The organism is uncultured Turicibacter sp. (assembly GCF_938044715.1).
GTDB lineage: Bacteria > Bacillota_I > Bacilli_A > MOL361 > Turicibacteraceae > Turicibacter > Turicibacter sanguinis.
Genome location: NZ_CALIOS010000144.1, coordinates 44,449 through 67,524 on the forward strand (window position 1 = coordinate 44,449; position 23,076 = coordinate 67,524).

Consider the following 23,076-nt stretch of genomic DNA (forward strand, 5'->3'; position numbering starts at 1 on the left):
TCATAATTTTTATTTAGTTTCCCAAGGACTTTTTCCTAAGGATATCTGTTACTTTATTTTAAAACTGAATCTAAAAATACAAATACTTTTTCTAAATTTTCTGAAGCTGTAAAATACAGTTTGTCTGAGAAGACCCCATCTCCATGTCCTGCTCCCTCAAGTAATTCAAAGTAGACCTTATTTTCGCCTATCACTTCTTTTAATTTATTTGAGAAATACACCGATTGAAGATATGGAATATTCCCATCTGCTGTTCCGTGTTGAATAAAGAATGGTGGATTAGAAGCATCAATGTAAGTTTCAGGATTACTTTTTTGAACTAAGTCAGGTACTTCTGTAATTAACGTTCCAATATACTCAGATTCTGGTGAATTAATAGAACAAGTGATACCTAATTTAGGATTAACCTCAAGTTCTTTAAACTGCTCATCCATCGTTAAAAAGTTAATCGGTCCAAACCAATCTACAACTGCTTGAACAGCCGATGATTGCTCTATATTCCCTAATTGTGGATGTTCAAATAGACTTAGATGTGAAGTTACTCCAACCATTGCTGATAAATGTCCACCTGCAGAACCACCCCATACTGCAATTTTATTCGGATTCAACTGATACTTTTTGGCATTTGCTTTAATAAAACGAATAGCTGCTTTTACATCCTCGACCGCTGCTGGAAACTTTGCTTCTTGGCTTAATCGGTAATTAACTGATACAATGGCATATCCTCGTTTAAGCCCTAATAAAATACTCGTTAATTGTTCATCACGCTTATTTCCCATTTTGAATGCTCCACCATGAATATGAACAATAACGGGGAACGGCCCCTCATCAACACTTGGTAAATAGATATCTAGCTTTTGTCTTTCACTTAATGTCGCATATGAAATATCCAAATATTTAGGCTCAATGTTTGTTACGTCTAATAAATTTTCTTTGAATGGACGCTTTTGTTTAGTCATTATAAATTCCCCCTCTTATTTTAACGGCTTAATATCATAATCTGATAAGTTAACTTCTTTAAAACTTGAACGTTTAAATCGCTCTTTTTGTATAAATGGTACGGTACAATCATAAATGGTTTTGCAAGCAATCCCTGTACTCAAAATGCTTGGATGATATAAATTAGATGAAGATGGATCGAGTGGATGACAACGAACACCTGGAATAAAAACAGTATCTAAATCACCTTGATATCTAGTTGTTAATGCCCATAAAACATCATTTGAATCAAAGATATCCACATCTTCATCGACTAAGATAACATGTTTTAACTCTGGAAAGGCAGAGAATGCTACTAAGGCAGCCTGACGTTGTCTTCCCTCATCACTTGGAATTGATTTTTTGAATTGTAAGATTGCTAAATATTTTCCTCCACCTGATGAATGTGCGTATACATTTAAAACACGCCCTGGCATAGCACGTTCTACCATATTTAAGATGCTAGCTTCAGTAGGAATCCCTGCTAAATTTACATGTTCCTCACTTGGGCCAATACATGTTTGCATGATTGGATTTTTTCGATGAGTAATGGCCTTCACTTTAATCACAGGTAAAGCTTGATCCGCAACGCCCGTATAGCCAGGGAACTCAGGCATTGCTTTTCCAGTATTCGTATTAATATCTTCACGCATACGTTGACCGAAAACAAGTTCACCTTCAATCACATACTCAGCATTTGCAATTGCCATTTCATCGATTGTTAAACACTTTGTCAATTCAACTGGTTTCCCTCGAAGGCCACCTGCAATACTTAATTCATTGAATCCAAGAGGAGTAGCAGGCGGTTCAAAACAAGAAGTTACATAAATTGCTGGATCGACTCCAATACTAATTGAAATAGGTAAATTATTTTGATTTCCCTCAGCTTTCTTTCTAAACGCGTCAATATGACGAACACCAGGCGTAAAAAACATTGTTAATTCATCCTTAGATTGTAAGCACAAGCGATGAATCGTAATATCTCCAGCTTTCGTATCTGGATCACTTGCATAACAGAGTCCCATCGTAATATAAGGGCCTGCATCTTCTAGTGTATTTTTGGGTGCCGGTAAGATTTTTCGGATATCAAATCCTTCATCTGTTGATAAATGAACGACTTCCTGACACTTTGCCTTTGCTTGTGGAATTTCAATAGGATCAACTGGATGATTTAAAGCATCATTTAATAAAAATCCAAGACGATCAGGCTCACAACCGAGCATTAATCCGACGCGTTCGCGAGATGCGAATAAACCGATTAACACTTTTGAATGTTCATAATCTTTTACATGATTAAATAACATAGCTGGACCGATTTTAGTTGGACGCATAACTGTTCCTCCCGCTCCAACATAACGGTAAATCCCCGAAATTTCAGCTTCGCAATCAACTTCTGAATTTGTATAAACGATTTGATTTTCATGTTGTTTTAAAAATTCAATAGCACTCCTTAAATCATGAATTTGGTTAGCCATTTTATTAACTCGCTCCTTTATTTTCATAAAAGCTTTAATTCAATTTTATCTTCTAATCAGATAGACAATCAATTTCATATTTGCTATAATCTATTCCAAATTGGAATAGGTCAGGTACTCTTATGCAAATTGAACAATTAAAATATTTTATCTCAATCATTGAACATCAAACGTATTTACAAGCAGCTGAAGTGTTAAATATTTCTCAATCCTCGCTTTCAAAAAAAATTATTGCTCTAGAGAATGAATTAGATATTATTTTATTCGACCGTAGTAAACGCTCTATTGTATTAACCGAAGCCGGGAAAGTTTTTTATGAAGAATCCCAAAAAATGATACTCTGTTATGAGGAGATGTTACACACTATTCAACCATTTACAATGAATGGACGTGGAAGCATTAAATTAGCCACTTTACCCGTTTTAGCACCCTATCATCTATTGGCACCTCTACAAAAGTTTAAAAATCAGTATCCAAATCTGAATCTCTCTATTCAAGAACTTGAAGAAGAAGCAATTATTACAGGCCTAAAACATCGAGTCTATGATCTTGGAATTATTAGAAAAGAATATATAGATGAGAAGGAATTTGACTTTTATAAAATTGCAGAAGATGAACTGGTCGCTCTATTACCTATCCATCATCCATTTTCTAATACCACAGAAATTTCTTTAACGGATTTAAAAGATGAATCATTTATTTTTATGAATAAACATACGGGAATTTATACACTCTGTTTAAAATCTTGCCAAGATGCAGGATTTTATCCTAAAATACTTCAAACAGCACGAATTGAAACCATTTTAAGTTCCGTCATCAATGGGGACATGATTAGTTTACTAATGAGCCAACAGTTAAATAGTTTTAATCAACATGGAATTGTTGTTATCCCGATTAAACCAACAATTAAAAGTGAACTTGGAATCATTCGATATAAAAAATCTCCTCTACGCAGAAATCAAAAAGAACTAATACACTTCTTATCAAACTCCAAATAAAAAGCAGGATTATCTCCTGCTTTTTATTTGCCTTATTTTTAATATAAGTTGAACGAATGAAATTCCAATAACCCCACCAACAAAATCTACCGTGACATCAAAAATCCTAGCACTTCTTCCTTCAACAAATAACTGATGAAATTCATCACTTATTGCATAAAGCAACACAGCTAGTAGTGTCATAACAGTAACTTTCCATCCTGAAATATGATATTCTATCAAAACCCAAGCTAATAAAATAGCTAAAATAAAAAACTCAAACGCGTGGGCACTTTTGCGAATAAACACGTTAACTTGTTCGAAGCTCCATTTACTTTCCTGTATCACCATTGATTCAGGTGTTTCAACTTTCGTTTCTTCTTTTTGTTGGCTACCAATATAATTGACAATTTCATGACTCAGTTCATTTGATTGTTGTGAAGTTTGTGAAGATTGATAAAAAATAAATGCCATCCAAAGCAAACAAACAATCACTGCTAACTTTCTTCTCATCCATACTCCCCTTTATAACTGTCTCACTTCCTCTATTGTTGGAATAGAAGAGGATGATCCTTTTCTCGTCACCGTTATTGAAGAAGCACGAGCTGCTAATTCTAAACACTCTTTAATCTCATATCCTTCAACTAATCCAGCAATAAAATATCCAATGAACGTATCTCCCGCTGCTGTTGTATCCACAGCTTCTACTTTGTATGCTTCTTGTTTAATAACCATTTCTCCCTGTGTATAAAGGCACCCCTTACTTCCAAGTGTTAATAAAATATGTGTCTGTGGATACATGGATTTTAAAGTATCTATTACCTTTGACTCATCTTCCTCATTTGCCAAATCACATCCCTCTATTTCATTAACGACAAGATAATCAATCAAAGATAAATCAATTGCTTTCACTTTATCGTTAAATGGAGCGGGATTAAGTGCGATTTTCAAACCACGTTCATGAGCTGATTTGACGATATAATCCATTAAATTAATCTCATTTTGTAACAGTAATAAATCACCTTCATTAAAATCTGATAAAATCTCATCAACTTTTGCTTCTGTAAAACAATGATTAGCTCCCGGATAAACTAAGATACAGTTTTCTCCACGACGATCAATTTGAATAATCGCATGTCCCGACTTCTCATCCACTTCTTTTAAATACTCACAATTGGCTCCGTGAGATGTTAATGCTTCTTTTAAAATTCCACCGTCTGCTCCAATTAATCCGGCATGATAAACATTAACGCCTGCCTTAGCAAGAGCAATCGATTGATTTAATCCTTTACCACCACTAACAACTTGCAGTGAACTTACAGACTGCGTTTCACCGGGTTTAACCATATGGTCAACTTCATAAATATAATCAATGTTACATGAACCCATATTTAATACTTTCATAAACTATTCACCACTTCTCCATTTTCACTTAAAAATTCAACTTCAAAATTTTTCGACTCTTTACTGTCATACAACTGATACAAGCTATCGTCATCCATTAAAATAATTTTTGGATAAACAACTAAGAAATTTCCAGGCGAAAGTTCTTCTATATATTCTTCTTCTAAATACGTGATTTTAATCTGAGTTGCTGCTTCATTTTTTCCAAATATCACAAAGATTGCTTCATCATCGACTCTAAAATCATCAGTCAAAAACATAAATTCATAATTCATTTCATTATATTCAGGATGCCACTGACTCCCACCAATCATGCGGACACGATTAAGCGGTAGCTCTTGATAAATATCTAAGTCTAAATACTCACCATCATCCTTTAAAATTAGACGATAATCCTCCAAAGATGTTGAAATAATTTCACCCTCATAAGATAAATGGGCTGTTACTAGTTCTTCATCACTTAAACTAGCACACAGTGTAGATTCATAATAAGCCAATATCGATGCCAAACAGGAGATCAAAACCATAATACTAATTGGAACACTCGCGACTCTAATAATAGGCTTTTTCAACGGAACCTCAAACTTTTCCACAACATTCATCAACTTGAAATACTTAACTAGCTTTATAAATAGTAGATACACACCGTATCCAATCATAGCTCCCAATGTATTAAAAATTAAATCATCCACATCTACAACATTTTGAGGCGTTAAGATTTGGAATACTTCGATTAATAATGAGGTACTACATCCAACAATTAAAATATGCCACCACTTAGTTAACGATTTAAATAAGATTGGCGTTAAAAAGCCCAGCGGTATTAATACTAAAATATTCGCAATCACTTGGTACCAAGAATACGCCACAATCCAACCATCAGTTAACATTTTATAAGTTTCTACAAGTGGAACCAAATTCACCCTATCTATCAACTGCTGTATAGAAATTGGATACTCAAAAACGCCGTGCTTAAACAAAGTTAAATTCGCTACAACAACCAAGTAAATAAAAAATATCCAGATCGCTACTTCACGCCATACATTAAATGTCTTAAATTTCAAACTACAACTAATTCGATAAACTAAAAATCCAAAGATAAATAATATTCCTAAAATCACCCTAATTCCCCACTTCCGTTAACAAAACAAATTCTATCATAATTCACATTAAAAAGCACCGAGAAGAATCTCGATGCCTTTAGTTATTTACTAAACGTGATGATGACTTTAAACAAGTCTCCATCGACCTGAACCACAAATTGTCCACCTTGTAATTCCACAAAACTTTTTGCAATCGCAAGTCCAAGACCTGATCCCTCTGTATGACGAGATTGATCTCCTCTTACAAATCGTTCCACTAGTTCATCGACATTAACATTGATTTCCTCAGCCGACATATTTTTAAAAATAATTTGAACTATTTCTTCATCATCCACAATATCAATATAAGCACGTGTTCTAGCCATTGCATACTTTGTCATATTTGAAATTAAGTTTTCAAACACACGGAATGTACGCTCACTATCAAGTGATATCATTACTTTATGTTCTGGAAATTGACGGCGAATCATAAGTCCCGCTTCTTCAATTTTATCCTCTGTTTCAAGCAACGTTTGTTTCATTAAAGAAACCACGTCCACCATCTGTAAATTCATTGTGATATTACCACTACTTGCCTTACTCATCTCAAATAAATCTTCAATTAAAATTTTTAGTCGCTGCGATTTTTGGTCTAATGTTTCAAGGTACTGTGTTCGTTTTTCATGAGTTAAATTTTCATCTTTAAGTAAATCAACATATGTAATAATTGACGTCAGAGGTGTTTTTAAATCATGTGAAACATTCGCTATTAAATCTGTTTTCATGCGCTGACTCTTCACTTCATTTTGAACTGCCTTTTTTAATCCACTTTGAATATTAACAACTTCATCTTTAAATGAATTAAAAATTCCTAAGTCTTCATCAATGACCACATCTAGGTTTCCTTCTGCAACTTCATTTGTGACTTCAAATAACCTTGAATAATCTGATTCTATTTTTTTAATCTTTTTATTTAAGTAAACAAATAGGAAACCTGTGTAAATGATAGCAATAAATAAACCAAAAAACCAAGTTAAACACATGATACTAATCATAACAAATTGAATTCCTAAAAATAGTGCTAACTTTTTGGTATTAGCATTTTTCAAATCAATATTAGCTAAATTTTGATAAATTAATCGTCCTTTTCTTACAAACCCTCTCATGAGATTAATACTGATAAATTTTGTTTTTATTGTTGCTTTCCATCCTATTTTAAATAGATTTTTAAGATAGACACAATCTAGGAAAAACCAGTATAAAACGATAGTCCACATCACGATATTAAATGTTGGAGCAATTAAATGATGGACACTCTCAGGGAAGATTAAATAACTAGTATTCATAAACTCCATCTCTTCAAGTGTAGATTGAACTAGACTTGGCATTGCCTCAATAAAAATCGGAAACAAAAAGATGGATAAAAAGAGCATGATTTCAAACGGAATTTTTAATATCCATGTAAATAACTTACTTTGTTTAAAAGCGTTAATGGGTAAAATAATAGCTGTTATCGCTGTTAAGGCAATCGCAATCCAACTAAAATAGCCTACAACAGATTGTATACTCCACCAATCATATCTATAATTCATCTGCCAGATATAATCTGTATAGGTTAAGATTTTAGGGACCCCATAAACAATCGTCATGTTTTTAATGGGAGCTAATTTATAGCCATCTTGATACTCAAAGTGATTATACACGTTAGTCGAAGAATCGAATTCATAGTTATTTATCACGGTTAAATTTCCATTTGCATCATAATTTAAAACAACAAATGACTGATATTGATTCTTTAAATTTTCTAATTGTGAAGCAGTTAAATTTGCATTGTTCAATGTTTCAAGATTAAGATTCCCATATTTATAGTTCGAACCCTCTGTTTGATCAATGACTAAGTACTCCATATTTTGTAGCTGATCAAAAATCCAGTTAGAATCAATTAAGTTATTTTTAACGTATGAGCCGATAGATTTCATCAGAACTTTATATTGCTCATCTGTTGATAAATAATAAAAATCTACATTTTCTATCGATGTTTCATGATAGTACCTATCATATAAATACTCTAAATCATTTGTCGTTATCTGAATTAATTCCTCATTACTAATTTCTTTATTTTCCTGTTTTAAGGTATCAAAGTATAAGGTATAACTTAATTCAGATAAATATGTATAAAACTCATGATCAGTGTATATAGTTCCAGATTGTTGTTTAGCGATTTTCCCCATGTTCTCATACTGTGAATAAAGCCAACCTGAAATCATTCCTATTATTAAAACGGAGATGATGCCAACAATCCATTTACTTATTTTATTACTGCTTTTCGAGTTTGTATCCAACTCCCCACACCACCTTTAAATATTTTGGATTTTTCGGATTTATTTCTATTTTTTCTCGAATGTTTCGAATATGAACCATAATCGTATCGGTATTTATGGCAGTTTCATTCCAAATACGCTCATAAATTTCTTCCGTAGGAAAAACACGACCTGGATGTTTCATTAACAAGTTCAAAATTTTGTACTCAATAGGCGTTAATTTAACTGCATTTCCGTCTACAGTAAATTCCTTTGTTTCAGTATTTAATTCAAGTCCACCAATCGTAATAACATTTGAACTTTCTTCATTTAAAAGATTTGAAAACCTTTTATAACGACGAAGTTGAGAGTTGACACGAGCCAGTAATTCTAATGGACGAAATGGCTTCGTCACATAATCATCAGCCCCCATATTTAATCCCATAATTTGATCGACCTCTTCCGATTTTGCTGAGAGCATAATCACTGGAAAATGATGATGTTCACGTAATTTCATCGTAAACGTAATACCATCCATTTTAGGCATCATGACATCAACAATGGCTAAATCAATTGGCGTTGCTTCCACAATTTCTAATGCTTCAATTCCATTACCTGCAATACTAACCTTATATCCTTGATTTGTTAAATAAGCTTCAATTGCTAATGCAATATCTTTTTCATCCTCAACAATTAAAATATGTGACTGACTCATAAAAACCCTCTTTCTAAGCATGTGTTTCCATTATTATATAACAAACTTAGAAAACTTCTCACCTCACTTTATTAATTTAAAAACTTATCCTATCAACAATAACTTAAGAATGGGGACCCCGGCTGTGAGCTATGTAGGTTCCCTACGCTATGTGGCTCACTTAAAAAGTGAGATCGTAGCTTTCTTCCGCCAGTAAGTTATACCATCCTCAATTGCTAGGATAATACCTAATTAAAGATTGACTATTCCTACATCTTTAAGACACTTATATCTTAACAATAATAAATAAAGAAATACCTTATATAAAACTTAAGAAATTCTAAAGATATTCAAACAACTCACAATTAAAACTCTATAAATATAAAATTAGATACAAAAATATATCCAATAATGTATCTTTTTATATAGGCATATTATTGCAATTTTAGAAACCTAATTTTCTTTTTACTATTTCGTTGTTAACATTAGAAACCAACATTGAAAATTTAAAACGTAAGAAGTGAGCGTTATCAAACAATCAACCATTACTATAAATAAATTAAAAGGTATCTCCAAATGATGAGATACCTTTTAATTATTATTTTCTTTTTAAAGCGCGTGTACTATTCATAACAGCGAGAATAGTAACCCCAACATCTGCAAACACAGCTGCCCACATCGTTGCAAATCCCAAAGCTCCAAGTATCATAACTAGAATTTTAACACCTAAAGCAAAGATAATATTTTGATATAAAATACGGCTTGTTTGTTTTGCTTTAACAATCGCATCAACCAATGCCATTGGATCATCTTTCATTAGGACCACATCTGCTGCTTCAATGGCTGCATCAGATCCAATTCCCCCCATTGCAACTCCGATATCAGCACGAGCAAGAACAGGTGCGTCATTCATTCCATCTCCAACAAAGACTAAATTTTGATCTGATGATTTTTTAGCGAGCAATGCTTCAACATGTTCTACTTTTTGATGAGGTAATAATTGTGAATAAACTTCATCAATCCCTAATTCTTTAGCTACTTTATCAGCCACTGATTTGTGATCACCTGTTAACATCACAACTTTAGAAACACCACGTTTTTTTAGTTCTGCAATAGCCGCTTTAGAACTTTCCTTAATCTCATCTGCAATAACCATGTATCCTTTGTACTCACCATTAATCGCCATGTGAATAATGGTTCCAATTGCATCGACTTCTGAAACTTCTAAATTAGCACTTTGCATTAAAGTCGCATTTCCAATTAAAACTTGTTGATCATCAACTTTAACTTTAATCCCCTGACCTGCGATATCTTCATAATTGGTTAAACGATCTGTGCTTAACTCTTTCCCATATGCAACTACAATCGATTTTGCAATCGGATGAGTTGAATGACTTTCAGCATGAGCAGCAACTTGAATAAAATCTTCTTCAGTCATGTTGACTGAGTGAATCTGTGTTACTTTAAAAACACCTTTTGTTAACGTTCCTGTTTTATCAAAAACGACTGTCTCCACATGATTTAATGCTTCTAAATAGTTTCCTCCTTTAATAAGAACACCAAGACTTGAAGCACCACCAAGTCCTGCAAAGAATCCTAACGGAATCGAAACAACTAAAGCACAAGGACATGAAACAACTAAGAACACTAACGCACGATATAGCCATGTTGAAAAATCTGCCCCAAAAATTAAACTTGGAATAATCGCAATCGCCACTGCCAATAACACAACTATTGGTGTATAAACACGAGCAAATTTCGTAATAAATTTTTCAGTTTGAGCTTTTTTAGATGACGCATTTTCAACTAGCTCCAAAATACGAGCAACCGTTGAGTCACCATAAGTTGCGCTGACGCGAACACGTACTAAAGCATTCGTATTAATACATCCAGCTAAAATCTCCTCCCCCACATGCACAAGACGTGGCACTGACTCGCCTGTTAAAGCCGATGTATCTAAGTAACTTTCACCCTCAACCACGATTCCATCTAGTGGTACACGTTCACCAGGTTTTACGATAATCACGTCATCAATCGATACCTCTTCCGGCGAAACTTCCTTTACCCCCTCAGTTGTCACTAAATTAGCATGATCTGCACGAATATCAAGTAAAGAACTAATTGATTTACGTGAACGATTAACCGCATAACCTTGGAACAATTCACCAATTTCATAAAATAACATAACGGCGATGGCCTCAGGGTATTCTCCAATGGCAAAAGCTCCAACAGTGGCAACCATCATCAAGAAGTTTTCATCAAAAAATTCACCACGCATTATATTTTTAAATGCTGTCGTCAACACATTTCCTCCGATTAATAAATAACTAATCGCATATAACAGCACTTCAGCTGGCCAATTACCAACACTCGTGATAATGAACACAATAACTCCAAGTAGCAAGGCGATATTTTCCTTAATAAAGCCTTTAAACCCTGACTCGGCATCAAAATGTTCGTGACTATGCTCATGTGTATCATGATCGTGTGTTGAACAAGAACTATCTTGGCATGAACTGATTTTACCAGTAACAGTTGATACTTTTTCTGATACCACTACATCAGGCTCTAATTTATTAATAATACTTTTTATCTCAACGAGTGTTTCTTGTTTGATTGCTCCATCCTCGAGTGTAACACTTAATTGGCTTGTGGAAAAATTCAAATTAGCACTTTCAACTGACGCTAATTGATTAACACGGTCTTCAATTTTATTTGCACAGTTTGCACAGTTCAACCCTTCTAATAAAAGTTTAATCTCTTTATTTTGTGACTGTTTCACTTGTGTAACTAATTGAGTTTTTTCTGATACTACTACATCAGGCTCTAATTGTTTCACAATACTTTTAATCTCTTCAATAGCTTGTGATTTCATTGACTCATCATATAATTTCACAATTAATTGACTTGTGGAAAAGTTTAAATTAGCCTCCTCTACCAATTCTAATCGATTCACACGCTCTTCAATTTTATTAGCACAATTCGCACAATTTAATCCTTCTAACATTAATTTAAATGGATTTGATTTCCCCATAGGAATGACCTCCTAAACTTTGTCATATGAATAATTATTCATATGTTCATGTAATTAGTATATGCACAACCTCCGTAAAAGTCAACCAAATGAACTTAGCTTTCTAAAATTTTATGATTCATATTGACTAACTAATTGAACCACTTTTGAAAATTCATGAACGATAATTTCGCCACTTAAATTATCTAAAATACCATCCTCATCTAATTCTTTAATAATACGATTGATGCTTCTTGTGTTAGAACCTAAAGCCTCAACAACAAGTTCTTTCTTTATGACCATTTCCTTGGTTTCACAAATATGCCGCCAGATAAAAAACAACACTTGATATTTAAGTGGATATAAAACAACTGACTTCATCACGGTTGCACTACGATATAATTTTTCTGCTAATTGCTTCATGATATAAAGTGAAACATCCGAATCCTCTTTTATCCAATCAAAAAATAAAGACTGTGAAATCCACATCATCTCACACGTTTCTAATGCCTCCACATAATGAAAGACAGTTCTTCCAGTGAGAATTTCCATCTCACCTAGCAATTCTCCCGCTTCATAAATTTTAATCATATGAGTCGATCCATTTTCAGCAAGAGAATATACTTTAGCTTTTCCCTTTTTGACAATTAAAACACCCTTAATTTCATCTTCTGCAGATAAAATTGTCATCCCTTTTTCGTATCTTTTCATAACTATGCCATCTTTTAAACTTTGACTTCCATTCTCAATTCGTGATGTTAACCAATTCATATCTTTCTCCCTATGGACAAATGTCCTCGAATTTCTAAAAATCTTTTGATATTATAAGCTACAATTTCAACTTGAACAAGGAGGAGTATCTATTGCATCACTCACTACAAACCACAAACATTTCTAAATTACTACTCAAATATTGTATCCCAGCTATCATTAGTATGATGACCGTTTCCTTATACAATGCCGTTGATCGTATCTTTATTGGTCATATTCAAGGTGCCGGTTCCTTAGCTTTAACTGGACTTGGAACCTTAATTCCTTTTACAACGATTATATTAGCCTGTGAACTTTTAATTACGTACGGAGCTATCGCTAACCTCTCACTAAGACTTGGCGAACAAAAGAAGGAAGAAGCAGAGGATTTTTTGAATCAAGTTCCGCTTCTTGGACTCATAATTAGCATTTTCTTAATGATTGTCTTCTATCTATTTAATGAACCCCTTCTTTACCTATTCGGAGCTACATCAGATACGATTGGCTATGCCAAAGATTATCTCAATATTTTAACAATCGGTATTCCATTTTATATTATGGGCTTTTCTTTAATGGGAATTATCCGCTCTGAAGGAGATCCAAAACGAGCGGCTTTAATTTTAATGGCAAGCTGTCTCATTAATATTATTTTGGATCCGCTCTTTATTTTTGGACTTAATCTCGGGATTAGCGGAGCTGCGCTTGCTACCATCTTATCGCAGGCCACTGTCTTTCTTTATGTTGTGTACTATTACACACGAGGTGCCTCTAACTTAAAACTTGATTTTAAAAAATTAAAAATTCAACATCATTTAGTAAAACCTATCATTACCTTTGGATTATCCACAGCGCTTATCCAGCTCATTTCTGCTTTCGTTCAAATTTTATTAAATCAGTCTCTAAAACACTATGGAACCGCTCTATCCATCGGATCTTTCACAACCATTAGCACTATTTATAATCTCGTCATGATGCCGGTCGTCGGAATTAATCAAGGAATGATTCCAATTATTGGGTATAACTTTGGTCAACGAAACTATACCCGTGTCAAAAAAACATTTTTACAAGGAACTATTGCTTCAACTGTTATTTTCACACTCGGATTTTTACTTATCTATATTCTTCCCACGCCGCTTGTGAGCTTTTTTAATCCTGATAAAACCTTCATTAACACAACTGTAACTGAACTTAAACTCTACGCCTTCAGTCTTCCATTATGTGCTTTATCTTTGACTGCCCCAAACTTCTTCCAATCAATTGGGAATTCAAAACTCTCTATTTGGCTTGTGATTATTCGTCAGATGATTATTTTGATTCCCGCTCTCATCATTCTTCCTAGATTAATAGGACTGAATGGAGTCTGGCTAGCTCAGCCAATCACAGATTTAAGTGTTTCATTACTCTGTTTCTTCTTAATAAAAAAAGAGTTTAAACGACTATCTTCTGTCAATTAACCAAGGGTTTCCTATAGGAATTTTTATGGCAAAATGGATTATACTAACGGTATATCTCTATTGAAACAGAACTATTTTCAATCATGTTAACCTAATCTTAGTTGTTAGAATTTTTTTACAAAACTTATCTAGCCTATCTATTCACTATTATTTATTTGATTTTCAAACTAAAATATGACATAATAAACGACATCAAGAGAAAGTAGGGATTATTTTGTTTGATAAAGTTAAAATTAGCAAAAAATATTTGAATATTGCCATGATTACGTTAGTCATCGGAATCATTTTATTATTCGTTTATCAATTATCTTTAAAATCATCGGATATCGTTCTTTGGACAAAAAGTTTTTTAACCAATTTTTTATCCGTCATCTCACCTATTTTATATGCCTTTGTTATTTCATATATTTTATATCGCCCTCTCATGTTTATTGAGCGTAATTTTAAAAAAGGATTTAAAAAGATAAGTAAAAAAGGGATTTCAAATGGAATGGCACGCACCATCAGTATTTTATTACTAGCTATCCTTGTCTTCTTCGCTATCTATACGTTGATTAATTCAATCTTTCCTCCTCTCATTGAAAATATCGATACCGTTATGCAATCACTTCCTAACTTCCAAACCATTATTACGGAATGGATTAATAATTTAACGCCATATATTAAAGCAGTTTCTATTACTAACGAACAAATTCAAGAGTTTACGTTATTCTTAACAAACCTTTTAAAAGGTTTATTAACAAATGCTTTAAATATTGGAACAGGTGTTGTAACAAATTTAACAGGACTTGTAATCAATACATTAGCGACTATCATCTTAACCTTCTACTTCCTTAAAGATAAAGAAACGATTTTTGCAGGTATTGATAAATTAGGAACTGTTATTTTTAAGCCACAGATAAAAGCAAAAATTAAACATTTCTTACATGACTTACATGAGGTCTTTGGTAATTTTATTGTTGGACAATTAATTGATGCCGCTATTGTTGGCGTTGCATCTAGTCTTTTATTACTCATTATCGGTCATCCGTTTGCTTTATTAATTGGATTAATCGCCGGGGTTACTAATATCATCCCTTATGTTGGGCCTATCATCGGTGCTGCACTTGCTTTAATTCTTGGGTTATTTACAAGTGTTAAACTTGGTATTTTAGGATTTATCTTATTAATTGCCTATCAGCAAATAGACGGATACTTTATTCAACCTAAAATATTAGGAGATAGCGTCGGTCTTGCACCCGTTTGGATTTTTATTGCCATTTTAATTGGTGGGAATTATTTAGGAGCTCTTGGTATGATTCTTTCTGTTCCAATTGCCGCTTTATGCAAAGTATACATTGATCGTAGATTTCAAAAATTAGAAACGCGTGCTTAATGCTATGAAACGAGGCTATCGAATGATAGCCTTTTTATTATTTCTTACTTAATATTCGACTTTAAACCATATTTTCCGTTCAAATTCATCAAAGTGAAAGTAAAACATTTTTATTTATTTTTTTCACAAATTCCGTTATAATAACTTTTAGGACGAGAAAAAAGTAAAATCTCAATCCAATAATAATTGAATCGATGGAGGTTACAACATGTTAGTTTCTGCTAAAGATATGTTACAAAAAGCCTATGAAGGTAAATACGCTGTTGGTCAATTCAACATCAACAACTTAGAGTGGACTAAAGCTATTTTATTAACTGCTCAAGAAAATAACTCACCAGTTATCTTAGGTGTATCTGAAGGTGCTGCAAAATATATGTGCGGTTATAATACAATCGTAGGTATGGTTGAAGGAATGATGAAAACATTAAACATCACTGTTCCTGTAGCATTACACTTAGACCACGGAAGCTACCAAGGTGCTTTAGACGCTATGGAAGCTGGATTCTCTTCAATCATGTTCGATGGTTCTCATTACTCAATCGAAGAAAACATCGCTAAAACAACTGAAATGGTTAAATTAACTGCTGAAAAAGGATTATCTTTAGAAGCTGAAGTTGGATCAATCGGTGGAGAAGAAGACGGTGTAGTTGGTAAAGGTGAAGTTGCTGACCCAGCTGAATGTAAATTAATCGCTGACTTAGGAGTAACTATGTTAGCTGCTGGAATCGGAAACATCCATGGTAAATACCCAGAAAACTGGGCTGGATTAGCATTCGATGCTTTAGAAGAAATCAATGCTGCAACTGGAAACACTCCATTAGTATTACACGGTGGAACAGGAATTAACGAAGAAATGATTAAAAAAGCGATCTCTTTAGGAGTTGCTAAAATCAACGTTAATACTGAATGCCAATTAGCATTCCAAGAAGCTACACGTAAATACATCGAAGCTGGAAAAGATTTAGAAGGTAAAGGATTCGACCCTCGTAAATTATTAAACCCAGGATTCGAAGCTATTAAAGCTTGCGTTAAAGAAAAAATGGAATTATTCGGATCAGTTAACAAAGCATAATTTTAACTTTCATCTAAAAAACATCCACTTTTGTGGATGTTTTTTTTATATTTCTCATGAATCTGGATACATTAATATTGGATTTAAATTTTAAATGATTGGGACGATTTATATGAAAAAGAAAACAGTTATTTTATCCTTATTCACGTTAGCCACTTTAATAAGTGGATGTGGTAGTAAAGCAGATAACACTAATACTAATGAGACAACTAATAATTCTACCACTCAATCTCCAACAACAAATCCAAATACAGGTGAGCTAGCAGATGCAACAACTGGACCTTCTTGGGTAACAGATGAAGCAACACTAGAAAAAGCTGTTAAAGAAAGTTGGATTGTTATCATTACTAAAGATATGAATACAACAAAAGATTTAACATTTGAAGGTGGATTAAAAAAAGATGGCGTTGAAACACCTCGTTTATTAGCTCTGTATAATCAAGATGAAAACCGTAATAAAACAGCAAGCTATACTCTAACTGCACCTAAAATGACATTCAAAGAAGATGGTTCTCGTATTAAAGGTGGGACTGTAGCGGGTGATATTTACGTTGACTGTAACAACTTTGAATTAGTTGATGCAACAGTTAATGGAAATATTTATTTCAAAGACCAAGCAGCTAAAGATAGCTTTAAAATGGATGATACTTCAAAAGTGACAGGTGCTATGGAACTTCAAAAATAAAGAAAAAGAGCCTATTGGCTCTTTTTCTTATGCTTCATTTAATTCTTCCGTTTCATCACTTTCAGATTTATGTTGAATAGAAGAAATTAAGTCAATTAAATTGATTCCCGTTAAAGATTCCACAACTTCTGGAACCTCAGCAATCATCTTCGTTACATTTTGTGAGACTTTTGCAGCCCCACCGCCACCACCATTATCAATGATAACCATTTTTTCAGTTTGTGCGAGCGGAGCTGAAATATGTTGCGCAATTTCTGGTAGCCTTTCTACTACCATTTGAATCACCGCAGCTTCGCCGTATTGTTTATAAGCTTCAGCTTTTTCACGCATCGCCTCCGCCTCTGCTTTCATCGCATCTGCTAATGCCTGTCCTTTAACACGTGTTGCTTCCGCTTCTGCAGCTCCCTTTATCCGAATTGACTCTGCTTCAGCCTCTGCCTTTTTAATCAACTTATAACGCTCTGCTTCGGCCTCTTGTTCTGCTTTATACTTCTGTGCTTCCGCTACCTTTTTAACGGTTGCCTCTAATTCTTTTTCTTGTTTTAAAGCTTGTTGCATTGCAATCTCAGTCTGACGTTGCTCTTCAAATAACTGAGTATTTTTTAATGCTTCAATCACATTTTTCTTTACAATATTTTGTTCTACTTCATAAGCAAAATCGGCTTTTGCTTGCGCTTTTTGTTCTTCTTCTTTAAAAGACTGAATTTGTAATTCTTTTTCTTTCTTTGCACGAGCAATTTCAGTTTCAGCCCTTAACTGTGCTTCCGTTCCTAAGCGTTTAGCTTCTGAAGTTTTTTGCATTTGATCACGCTCAGCTTCCGCTTCTGCAATCGCTGCATTCTTTTTTACTTCCGCAATTTGTTTCGCTCCAAGTGCAGTTAAATAGCCTTTTGTATCATCAATATCTCGAATTGTAAATGTTTTAATTTCAAGCCCCATCTTTTCTAAATCATCTTTTGCCACATTCTCAACTTCATTTGCAAACATTTCTCGATCTCTATAAATTTCCTCAATCGACATCTTAGAAACAATTTCACGTAACTTTCCTTCAAGAACATCTTGGACGGTTTCTTTAATAACATTAATCGTTTCTTTTTCACGACCCGTATTAAATTGTTCCATTGCAAGTAAAACACACTTAGGATCTGAATTAACCTTAATAATTGCAACTCCATCTGTATCAATTGGAACTCCATTACTATCTAATGATTCATGGGTCTTAACTTCCACTTTCATATTTTCAAGTGAAATTCGTGAAATTTGTTCTAAATAAGGAATCACAATTCCACCACTACCACTAATAACACGACGTTTTAACCCTGTTACAACAATTGCCTTATCCTGCGGTGCCTTTTTCCAAACCATGCATAAAAGAATTAAAATTACCACAATTAAAATAACCCACTTTAACATTGGCATTATCGATTCTAACATCCCTCATCCCCCTCACACTTACTCTGTTATAACCATATTAATAATCCCTATTAAATAGAACAAAAGGGCCCAAAATATAAGATTTTGAGCCCTTTTCACTTATTTTGCTAACATAATATTTAAAACTTCAATATCCGTTTGTTTCATTCCTTCACGGCCTAGACGTCCGTAAGCTTCAATTGTACTTTCGATATTAGATTGCACCATTCCACATGTTTCATCAAATGCCACGCCTCTTAAAGCTAAATAATGTGCCATAATAGCCGCATCTAAACTTGACGCAATTTTAGCCGCACATGATGCTTTAGCTCCGTCACAAACAATTCCTGCAATATTAGCTAATGTATTTGTAATCGTCATTTCAATTTGTTCAAGAGTTCCACCTTTTAAATACGTTAAGGCTGCACCACTACCGCAGGCTGCACTTACAGCACCACAGTAAGCTGATAAACGTCCAATAAACGTTTTTTGATGAATGGTCACAAGACTCGCCAAAATTAATCCACGATACATTTGTTCTTCTGTTAATCCTTTTTCACGAGCGTAAATAATAATAGGTAATGATGCCGTCATTCCTTGATTTCCACTTCCAGATGTCGTCATAACTGGTAAGCTACATCCACACATACGAGCATCAGATCCCGCTGCCGCATAAGCTTTCATTTTGGTTTTAACATCATCACCATAACATTCTAAAATCATTTTCCCAACATTAACACCATACTGATTAGATAAACCTTCTTTGGCAATACTTAAATTATATTTAACTTGCTTAGCAAGCATTTCATTCAAATCAGATAAATCCACTGTATTGGCAAACTCATAAATATCCGCTACATTTAAAACCGAACGATCGGCTAACGCAGAATTAAAGTCATCTTTGTTAAATTGTTTAGATAATAAAACTTCACCATTTTTTTCAATACGGCACACATTTGTATGCGTATGAATTAATTCTACTAACGAAGATTGATCACCGGCAACCATCTCCATAATAATATGTAAATTTGCATCATTCTCGATTAGTTCAACTATACATAAATTTTGGCGCAGTTGCTTCCCTACCTCTTGAATTTGACTTTCATTTACACATTCAATCACTTCAAGACCTTTACTTGAATCACCTGCAATTGCACCAGTAATAGCACTTGCCTCAATTCCTGTTAAGTTGCCTGTATTAGGGACTACAACCGATTTAGCATTTTTAATAATATTTCCACTGCATCTAACTATAATTTTTTCAGGAAATATCCCCAATACCTCACGTGCTTTAGCTGCTGCATAAGCAATGGCAATTGGTTCTGTACATCCAAGAGCAGGTACAAGTTCTTCTTTTAAAATAGCAAGAAATGCATGATACGATTGTTTAGTTAAAGACATAGTCGCCCTCTCCCTACTAATTAAATTTTCTCAAAATCTTACTCTCACATTCTATCAAATTAAGACTTCAATAACCATCCATATGAATCAGAAATGTTTTTACCTAGCAGTTGAAGATGGACTTATATGAAAAAACTAGAGAACCCAAATCTTCAGAATCTGTCTGAATTCATAGAACTTTTTAAAACTAGTTACCTATCCCACATCATAAGTTTGTGGATTCGTAGTTTTCTTTCACCATTAGATAAAGTGGATTTTTTTAAATCATAAAAAACTTATCTGGATTTATCTATTCTATCCACACAATCCCTAGTATACGATAGCTAATTTTCTTCCTTTTTCATATCATCAATTAATGATTCAGCTAACCGTCTGTACATATTACTCATATTCACAAGAGAAGATAATAGTAGAAATTTTTCCATTGATTCTAGATGAATTCCCTCTAATTGATTAATCTCATGTGAAACTTCATCTACGCTCTGTAAAACATTCTGTTTGAATATTTCGACATTCTTGTCTACCAACTTCAAATATGTTTCATAAATTGATGTTAATGGAAATTCATATTGTTCAATAACTTTTTCATTAATTTCATCTAAAGATGTCTTAATATCACTGATTGATAAACCGCCTTTTAGTTGATAAATAAAACTCATTAAAATTAAATGTTCATTAGTGTATTTTTTATTTTGAATTGGAAATAATAATTTTCCCTTAGAGTAATTATTAATCATTGTTTTTGTCAAAACTTTTTCTGAGTCATTTCGAAGTGTTTCACCGTAAACATTTTGAAATAATTGAATAACTTGATCCATATATAAATCGACTTGAGGTAAATCTTCTAATTTCAACTGTCTTTCTAAATGAAGTTGCTTAATTTTCTCATCAAAATTCATTTTTATCACCTGTTATATAGTATCTAAAACTACTTTTTATTATATACATAAATTATATCATAGTTTCACATAATGTAAATGTTGACAACATTACTTAATAGCCATATAATATAGACAAAAGTAGATGTAGTTTTAAAAACCACATAATGAAGTAAGGAGGATAAAAAATGAGTAATTATATGCGCGAACCTATTAATGCAATAACTCACCTAATTGGTGCCATTCTATCATTTATTGCTCTTATTGCTATGATTATCAAAGTAGCTTGCGAAAATCCAAATGCTATTGGCATCACAGCAGTGATTATTTTTGGAATCAGTATGATCTTGTTATATGCTACCTCAGCCACTTATCACATGATCATTTCATCTGATCGCGTCATTAACTTTTTACAACGTCTCGATCATAGTATGATTTTCATTCTTATTGCAGGATCTTATACACCGTTTTGTTTGATCGCACTTAATGGATGGTCTGGATGGGTATTATTCTTTGTCATTATAGCTATTGCTATTTGCGGAATTACCTTTAAAATGGCCTGGTTCAATTGTCCTCGCATTCTTTCTACATCTATTTACATCATTATGGGGTGGATGGCCATTTTCGTCTTTAAACCACTTTTAGCGTCTTTAAGTGCAACCGGTCTTAGCTTATTAATTGCTGGAGGGATTCTTTACACTGTTGGTGGAATTATTTATGCGCTTAAACCCAAATGCTTGGAATTTAAATACCTTGGGTTCCATGAAATCTTTCATATTTTTATCTTACTCGGTAGTCTTTGTCATTTTTTATGCATTTATTTATTTGTTATATAAGTTCGATATACATTAAAAGGTATCTTAAAAGTAAAGATACCTTTTTTATATAAAAAGGCTAAGATTGACTCAATCTTAACCTCATCACTTCATAACCTATTTTATTCTTCGCAACCGCAATCATCTTTATGATTGTTGCAGCATCCGGCAACTTTACACCAATCTTCATCACGTTTTCCATGATCATAATGATGTTCTTTTTTGATAACTTCTTTTTTGATAATATATTCATGATTATAGTGATGGTTTTCGACTTTTTTACAAATAACAGGAATAATATGTTTTACTTTATGATAATAATTTTTTTCTTCTTTACAATAAACAGGTTTTTCTCGAATGACTTTGCAATCTTCATGATGATGACAAGGTTCCGGATGTTTTTTACCTTCACATCCTTTCTCTTCATTCAACATTTCATGTTCTTCATCCTCTTGACCTTCCCAAAGAGAATCTGTTACAGCACTTTGATCTTCTTCACTACATTGACTTTCATTTTCCCAAAGATGTTCTAACTCCATTTCTTCATCCCTATCTGGCCCAAAAGGTTCTGCTTTATCTTCTTCCCCTTCCCAAAAATGGTGTGACTCAATAGTTTCGGCATTGTCGTCCCAAAGATTATGTTTACCACCTTTAACATCCGCAGGATACCATTTAGCGTTAGATGTTCTTTCTAATTCATCTCTCCCAAATAATTTTTCATCTGAGAAAAATTTTTCTTCATCAAACAAAGATGGTTTACTTTCTTGTTGGTGTTTAGCCTGACAACGTGGATATTGTTTCATAAGCTCTATCTCCTTTAACTTGAATAATTATAAAAATTACATCACTATTTCTACTCGTCATTCAAATTATAACTATTACCATCTCGCTTTCCATGATGATAACAATGTAACTCTTTTACGTCTATATATTCATAAATGTATTCATGTTCATAATGGTGATTTTCAACGTTTGTGACGATAACAGAAATATTATCCAATGAACAAAATTCTTTAAAATCTCGTTTATCAAATGTAAATGTTTGCGTCGTTGGCTCAAATAATTTAACTGGATTATCCGTATCTTGAGGGTAATAAGAACGTTTAATATTCATTTCTATCCCCCCCTTCAAATTCGAGCTACACTATAATATATTAAACGGAAGGATTTTTGGTCATGTAAATCACACAAATTTGGGGTATTATTATTGATTTTTAACCTATTCTATTCCTCTAAAGAGTTTATATTTTTTAATTAAATCCTGAATTATATAATTAAGTCAGACAACTGGTAAACGTATTTAATGGTAA

20 protein-coding genes are annotated in these 23,076 nt (G+C 33.3%); 6 read left to right on the forward strand and 14 right to left on the reverse strand.

Annotated elements, in window-relative coordinates:
- Positions 1-53: 53 nt before the first annotated feature.
- Both QWC74_RS13840 and QWC74_RS13845 read right to left on the reverse strand, forming a co-directional pair.
- Positions 54-959: an alpha/beta hydrolase gene (locus tag QWC74_RS13840; RefSeq protein WP_006784821.1), complete on the reverse strand. Its 906-nt coding sequence runs from the start codon at positions 957-959 to the stop codon at positions 54-56.
- A 15-nt stretch (positions 960-974) separates the two neighbouring features.
- The gene (locus QWC74_RS13845) at positions 975-2,453 is read right to left on the reverse strand and encodes a UbiD family decarboxylase (protein ID WP_006784820.1); all 1,479 of its coding nucleotides are present in this window, start codon (positions 2,451-2,453) and stop codon (positions 975-977) included.
- Positions 2,454-2,575: 122 nt separating this feature from the next.
- Here QWC74_RS13845 and QWC74_RS13850 point away from each other — a divergent pair, with 122 nt between their 5' ends.
- The gene (locus QWC74_RS13850; protein ID WP_006784819.1) at positions 2,576-3,451 is read left to right on the forward strand and encodes a LysR family transcriptional regulator; all 876 of its coding nucleotides are present in this window, start codon (positions 2,576-2,578) and stop codon (positions 3,449-3,451) included.
- A gap of 9 nt (positions 3,452-3,460) precedes the next feature.
- Here QWC74_RS13850 and QWC74_RS13855 read toward each other — a convergent pair whose 3' ends face one another.
- The 7 genes from QWC74_RS13855 to QWC74_RS13885 all read right to left on the reverse strand — a co-directional run bounded on the left by QWC74_RS13855 (position 3,461) and on the right by QWC74_RS13885 (position 12,694).
- Entirely contained in the window at positions 3,461-3,943 is a 483-nt protein-coding gene (locus QWC74_RS13855) for a VanZ family protein (protein WP_006784818.1), read from the reverse strand.
- A gap of 12 nt (positions 3,944-3,955) precedes the next feature.
- The gene (locus tag QWC74_RS13860) at positions 3,956-4,834 is read right to left on the reverse strand and encodes a ribokinase (RefSeq protein WP_006784817.1); all 879 of its coding nucleotides are present in this window, start codon (positions 4,832-4,834) and stop codon (positions 3,956-3,958) included.
- Positions 4,831-5,955 carry a VanZ family protein gene (locus QWC74_RS13865; RefSeq protein WP_006784816.1) on the reverse strand — a complete coding sequence of 375 codons (1,125 nt, stop codon included), beginning with the start codon at positions 5,953-5,955 and terminating at the stop codon, positions 4,831-4,833. The genes QWC74_RS13860 and QWC74_RS13865 overlap by 4 nt, the downstream gene beginning before the upstream one ends.
- Positions 5,956-6,038: 83 nt before the next feature.
- Positions 6,039-8,258 carry a sensor histidine kinase KdpD gene (locus QWC74_RS13870; RefSeq protein ID WP_006784815.1) on the reverse strand — a complete coding sequence of 740 codons (2,220 nt, stop codon included), beginning with the start codon at positions 8,256-8,258 and terminating at the stop codon, positions 6,039-6,041.
- Positions 8,233-8,931, reverse strand: coding sequence for a response regulator transcription factor (locus tag QWC74_RS13875; RefSeq protein WP_006784814.1), 699 nt, complete (start codon positions 8,929-8,931; stop codon positions 8,233-8,235). Before QWC74_RS13875 ends, QWC74_RS13870 begins: the two co-directional genes overlap by 26 nt.
- A gap of 577 nt (positions 8,932-9,508) precedes the next feature.
- On the reverse strand, positions 9,509-11,944 hold the full coding sequence (locus QWC74_RS13880) for a heavy metal translocating P-type ATPase (protein WP_006784813.1): 2,436 nt from the start codon (positions 11,942-11,944) through the stop codon (positions 9,509-9,511).
- Positions 11,945-12,055: 111 nt separating this feature from the next.
- On the reverse strand, positions 12,056-12,694 hold the full coding sequence (locus QWC74_RS13885; protein ID WP_006784812.1) for a Crp/Fnr family transcriptional regulator: 639 nt from the start codon (positions 12,692-12,694) through the stop codon (positions 12,056-12,058).
- Positions 12,695-12,786: 92 nt separating this feature from the next.
- On the opposite strand from QWC74_RS13885, the gene QWC74_RS13890 reads away from it, so the two are divergent.
- The 4 genes from QWC74_RS13890 (at position 12,787) to QWC74_RS13905 (ending at position 17,259) form a co-directional block, all read left to right on the forward strand.
- Complete coding sequence (locus tag QWC74_RS13890; protein ID WP_006784811.1) at positions 12,787-14,127, forward strand: MATE family efflux transporter; 1,341 nt, start codon at positions 12,787-12,789, stop codon at positions 14,125-14,127.
- 214 nt (positions 14,128-14,341) lie between these two features.
- Positions 14,342-15,502 carry an AI-2E family transporter gene (locus QWC74_RS13895; RefSeq protein ID WP_006784810.1) on the forward strand — a complete coding sequence of 387 codons (1,161 nt, stop codon included), beginning with the start codon at positions 14,342-14,344 and terminating at the stop codon, positions 15,500-15,502.
- 208 nt (positions 15,503-15,710) lie between these two features.
- Complete coding sequence (fba, locus tag QWC74_RS13900) at positions 15,711-16,574, forward strand: class II fructose-1,6-bisphosphate aldolase (RefSeq protein ID WP_006784809.1); 864 nt, start codon at positions 15,711-15,713, stop codon at positions 16,572-16,574.
- Between the two features lie 112 nt (positions 16,575-16,686).
- Positions 16,687-17,259, forward strand: a complete 573-nt coding sequence (locus QWC74_RS13905; protein ID WP_229040185.1) for a lipofamily protein — start codon at positions 16,687-16,689, stop codon at positions 17,257-17,259.
- Positions 17,260-17,286: 27 nt separating this feature from the next.
- Here QWC74_RS13905 and QWC74_RS13910 read toward each other — a convergent pair whose 3' ends face one another.
- From QWC74_RS13910 to QWC74_RS13920, 3 genes are all read right to left on the reverse strand, one after another.
- A complete protein-coding gene (locus tag QWC74_RS13910) occupies positions 17,287-18,693 on the reverse strand; it encodes a flotillin family protein (RefSeq protein WP_006784807.1) in 1,407 nt (468 codons plus the stop codon).
- A gap of 99 nt (positions 18,694-18,792) precedes the next feature.
- Entirely contained in the window at positions 18,793-20,073 is a 1,281-nt protein-coding gene (locus QWC74_RS13915; RefSeq protein ID WP_006784806.1) for a serine dehydratase subunit alpha family protein, read from the reverse strand.
- A 323-nt stretch (positions 20,074-20,396) separates the two neighbouring features.
- Complete coding sequence (locus QWC74_RS13920; protein WP_006784805.1) at positions 20,397-20,972, reverse strand: DUF1836 domain-containing protein; 576 nt, start codon at positions 20,970-20,972, stop codon at positions 20,397-20,399.
- A 167-nt stretch (positions 20,973-21,139) separates the two neighbouring features.
- On the opposite strand from QWC74_RS13920, the gene QWC74_RS13925 reads away from it, so the two are divergent.
- The gene (locus tag QWC74_RS13925; protein WP_006784804.1) at positions 21,140-21,787 is read left to right on the forward strand and encodes a hemolysin III family protein; all 648 of its coding nucleotides are present in this window, start codon (positions 21,140-21,142) and stop codon (positions 21,785-21,787) included.
- A 101-nt stretch (positions 21,788-21,888) separates the two neighbouring features.
- On the opposite strand, the gene QWC74_RS13930 is transcribed toward QWC74_RS13925, so the two are convergent.
- Positions 21,889-22,569 (reverse strand): hypothetical protein, encoded by a 681-nt coding sequence (locus QWC74_RS13930; RefSeq protein ID WP_006784803.1) that lies wholly within the window; start codon positions 22,567-22,569, stop codon positions 21,889-21,891.
- Positions 22,570-22,619: 50 nt separating this feature from the next.
- Positions 22,620-22,880 carry a hypothetical protein gene (locus QWC74_RS13935; RefSeq protein ID WP_006784802.1) on the reverse strand — a complete coding sequence of 87 codons (261 nt, stop codon included), beginning with the start codon at positions 22,878-22,880 and terminating at the stop codon, positions 22,620-22,622.
- Positions 22,881-23,076 lie beyond the last annotated feature (196 nt).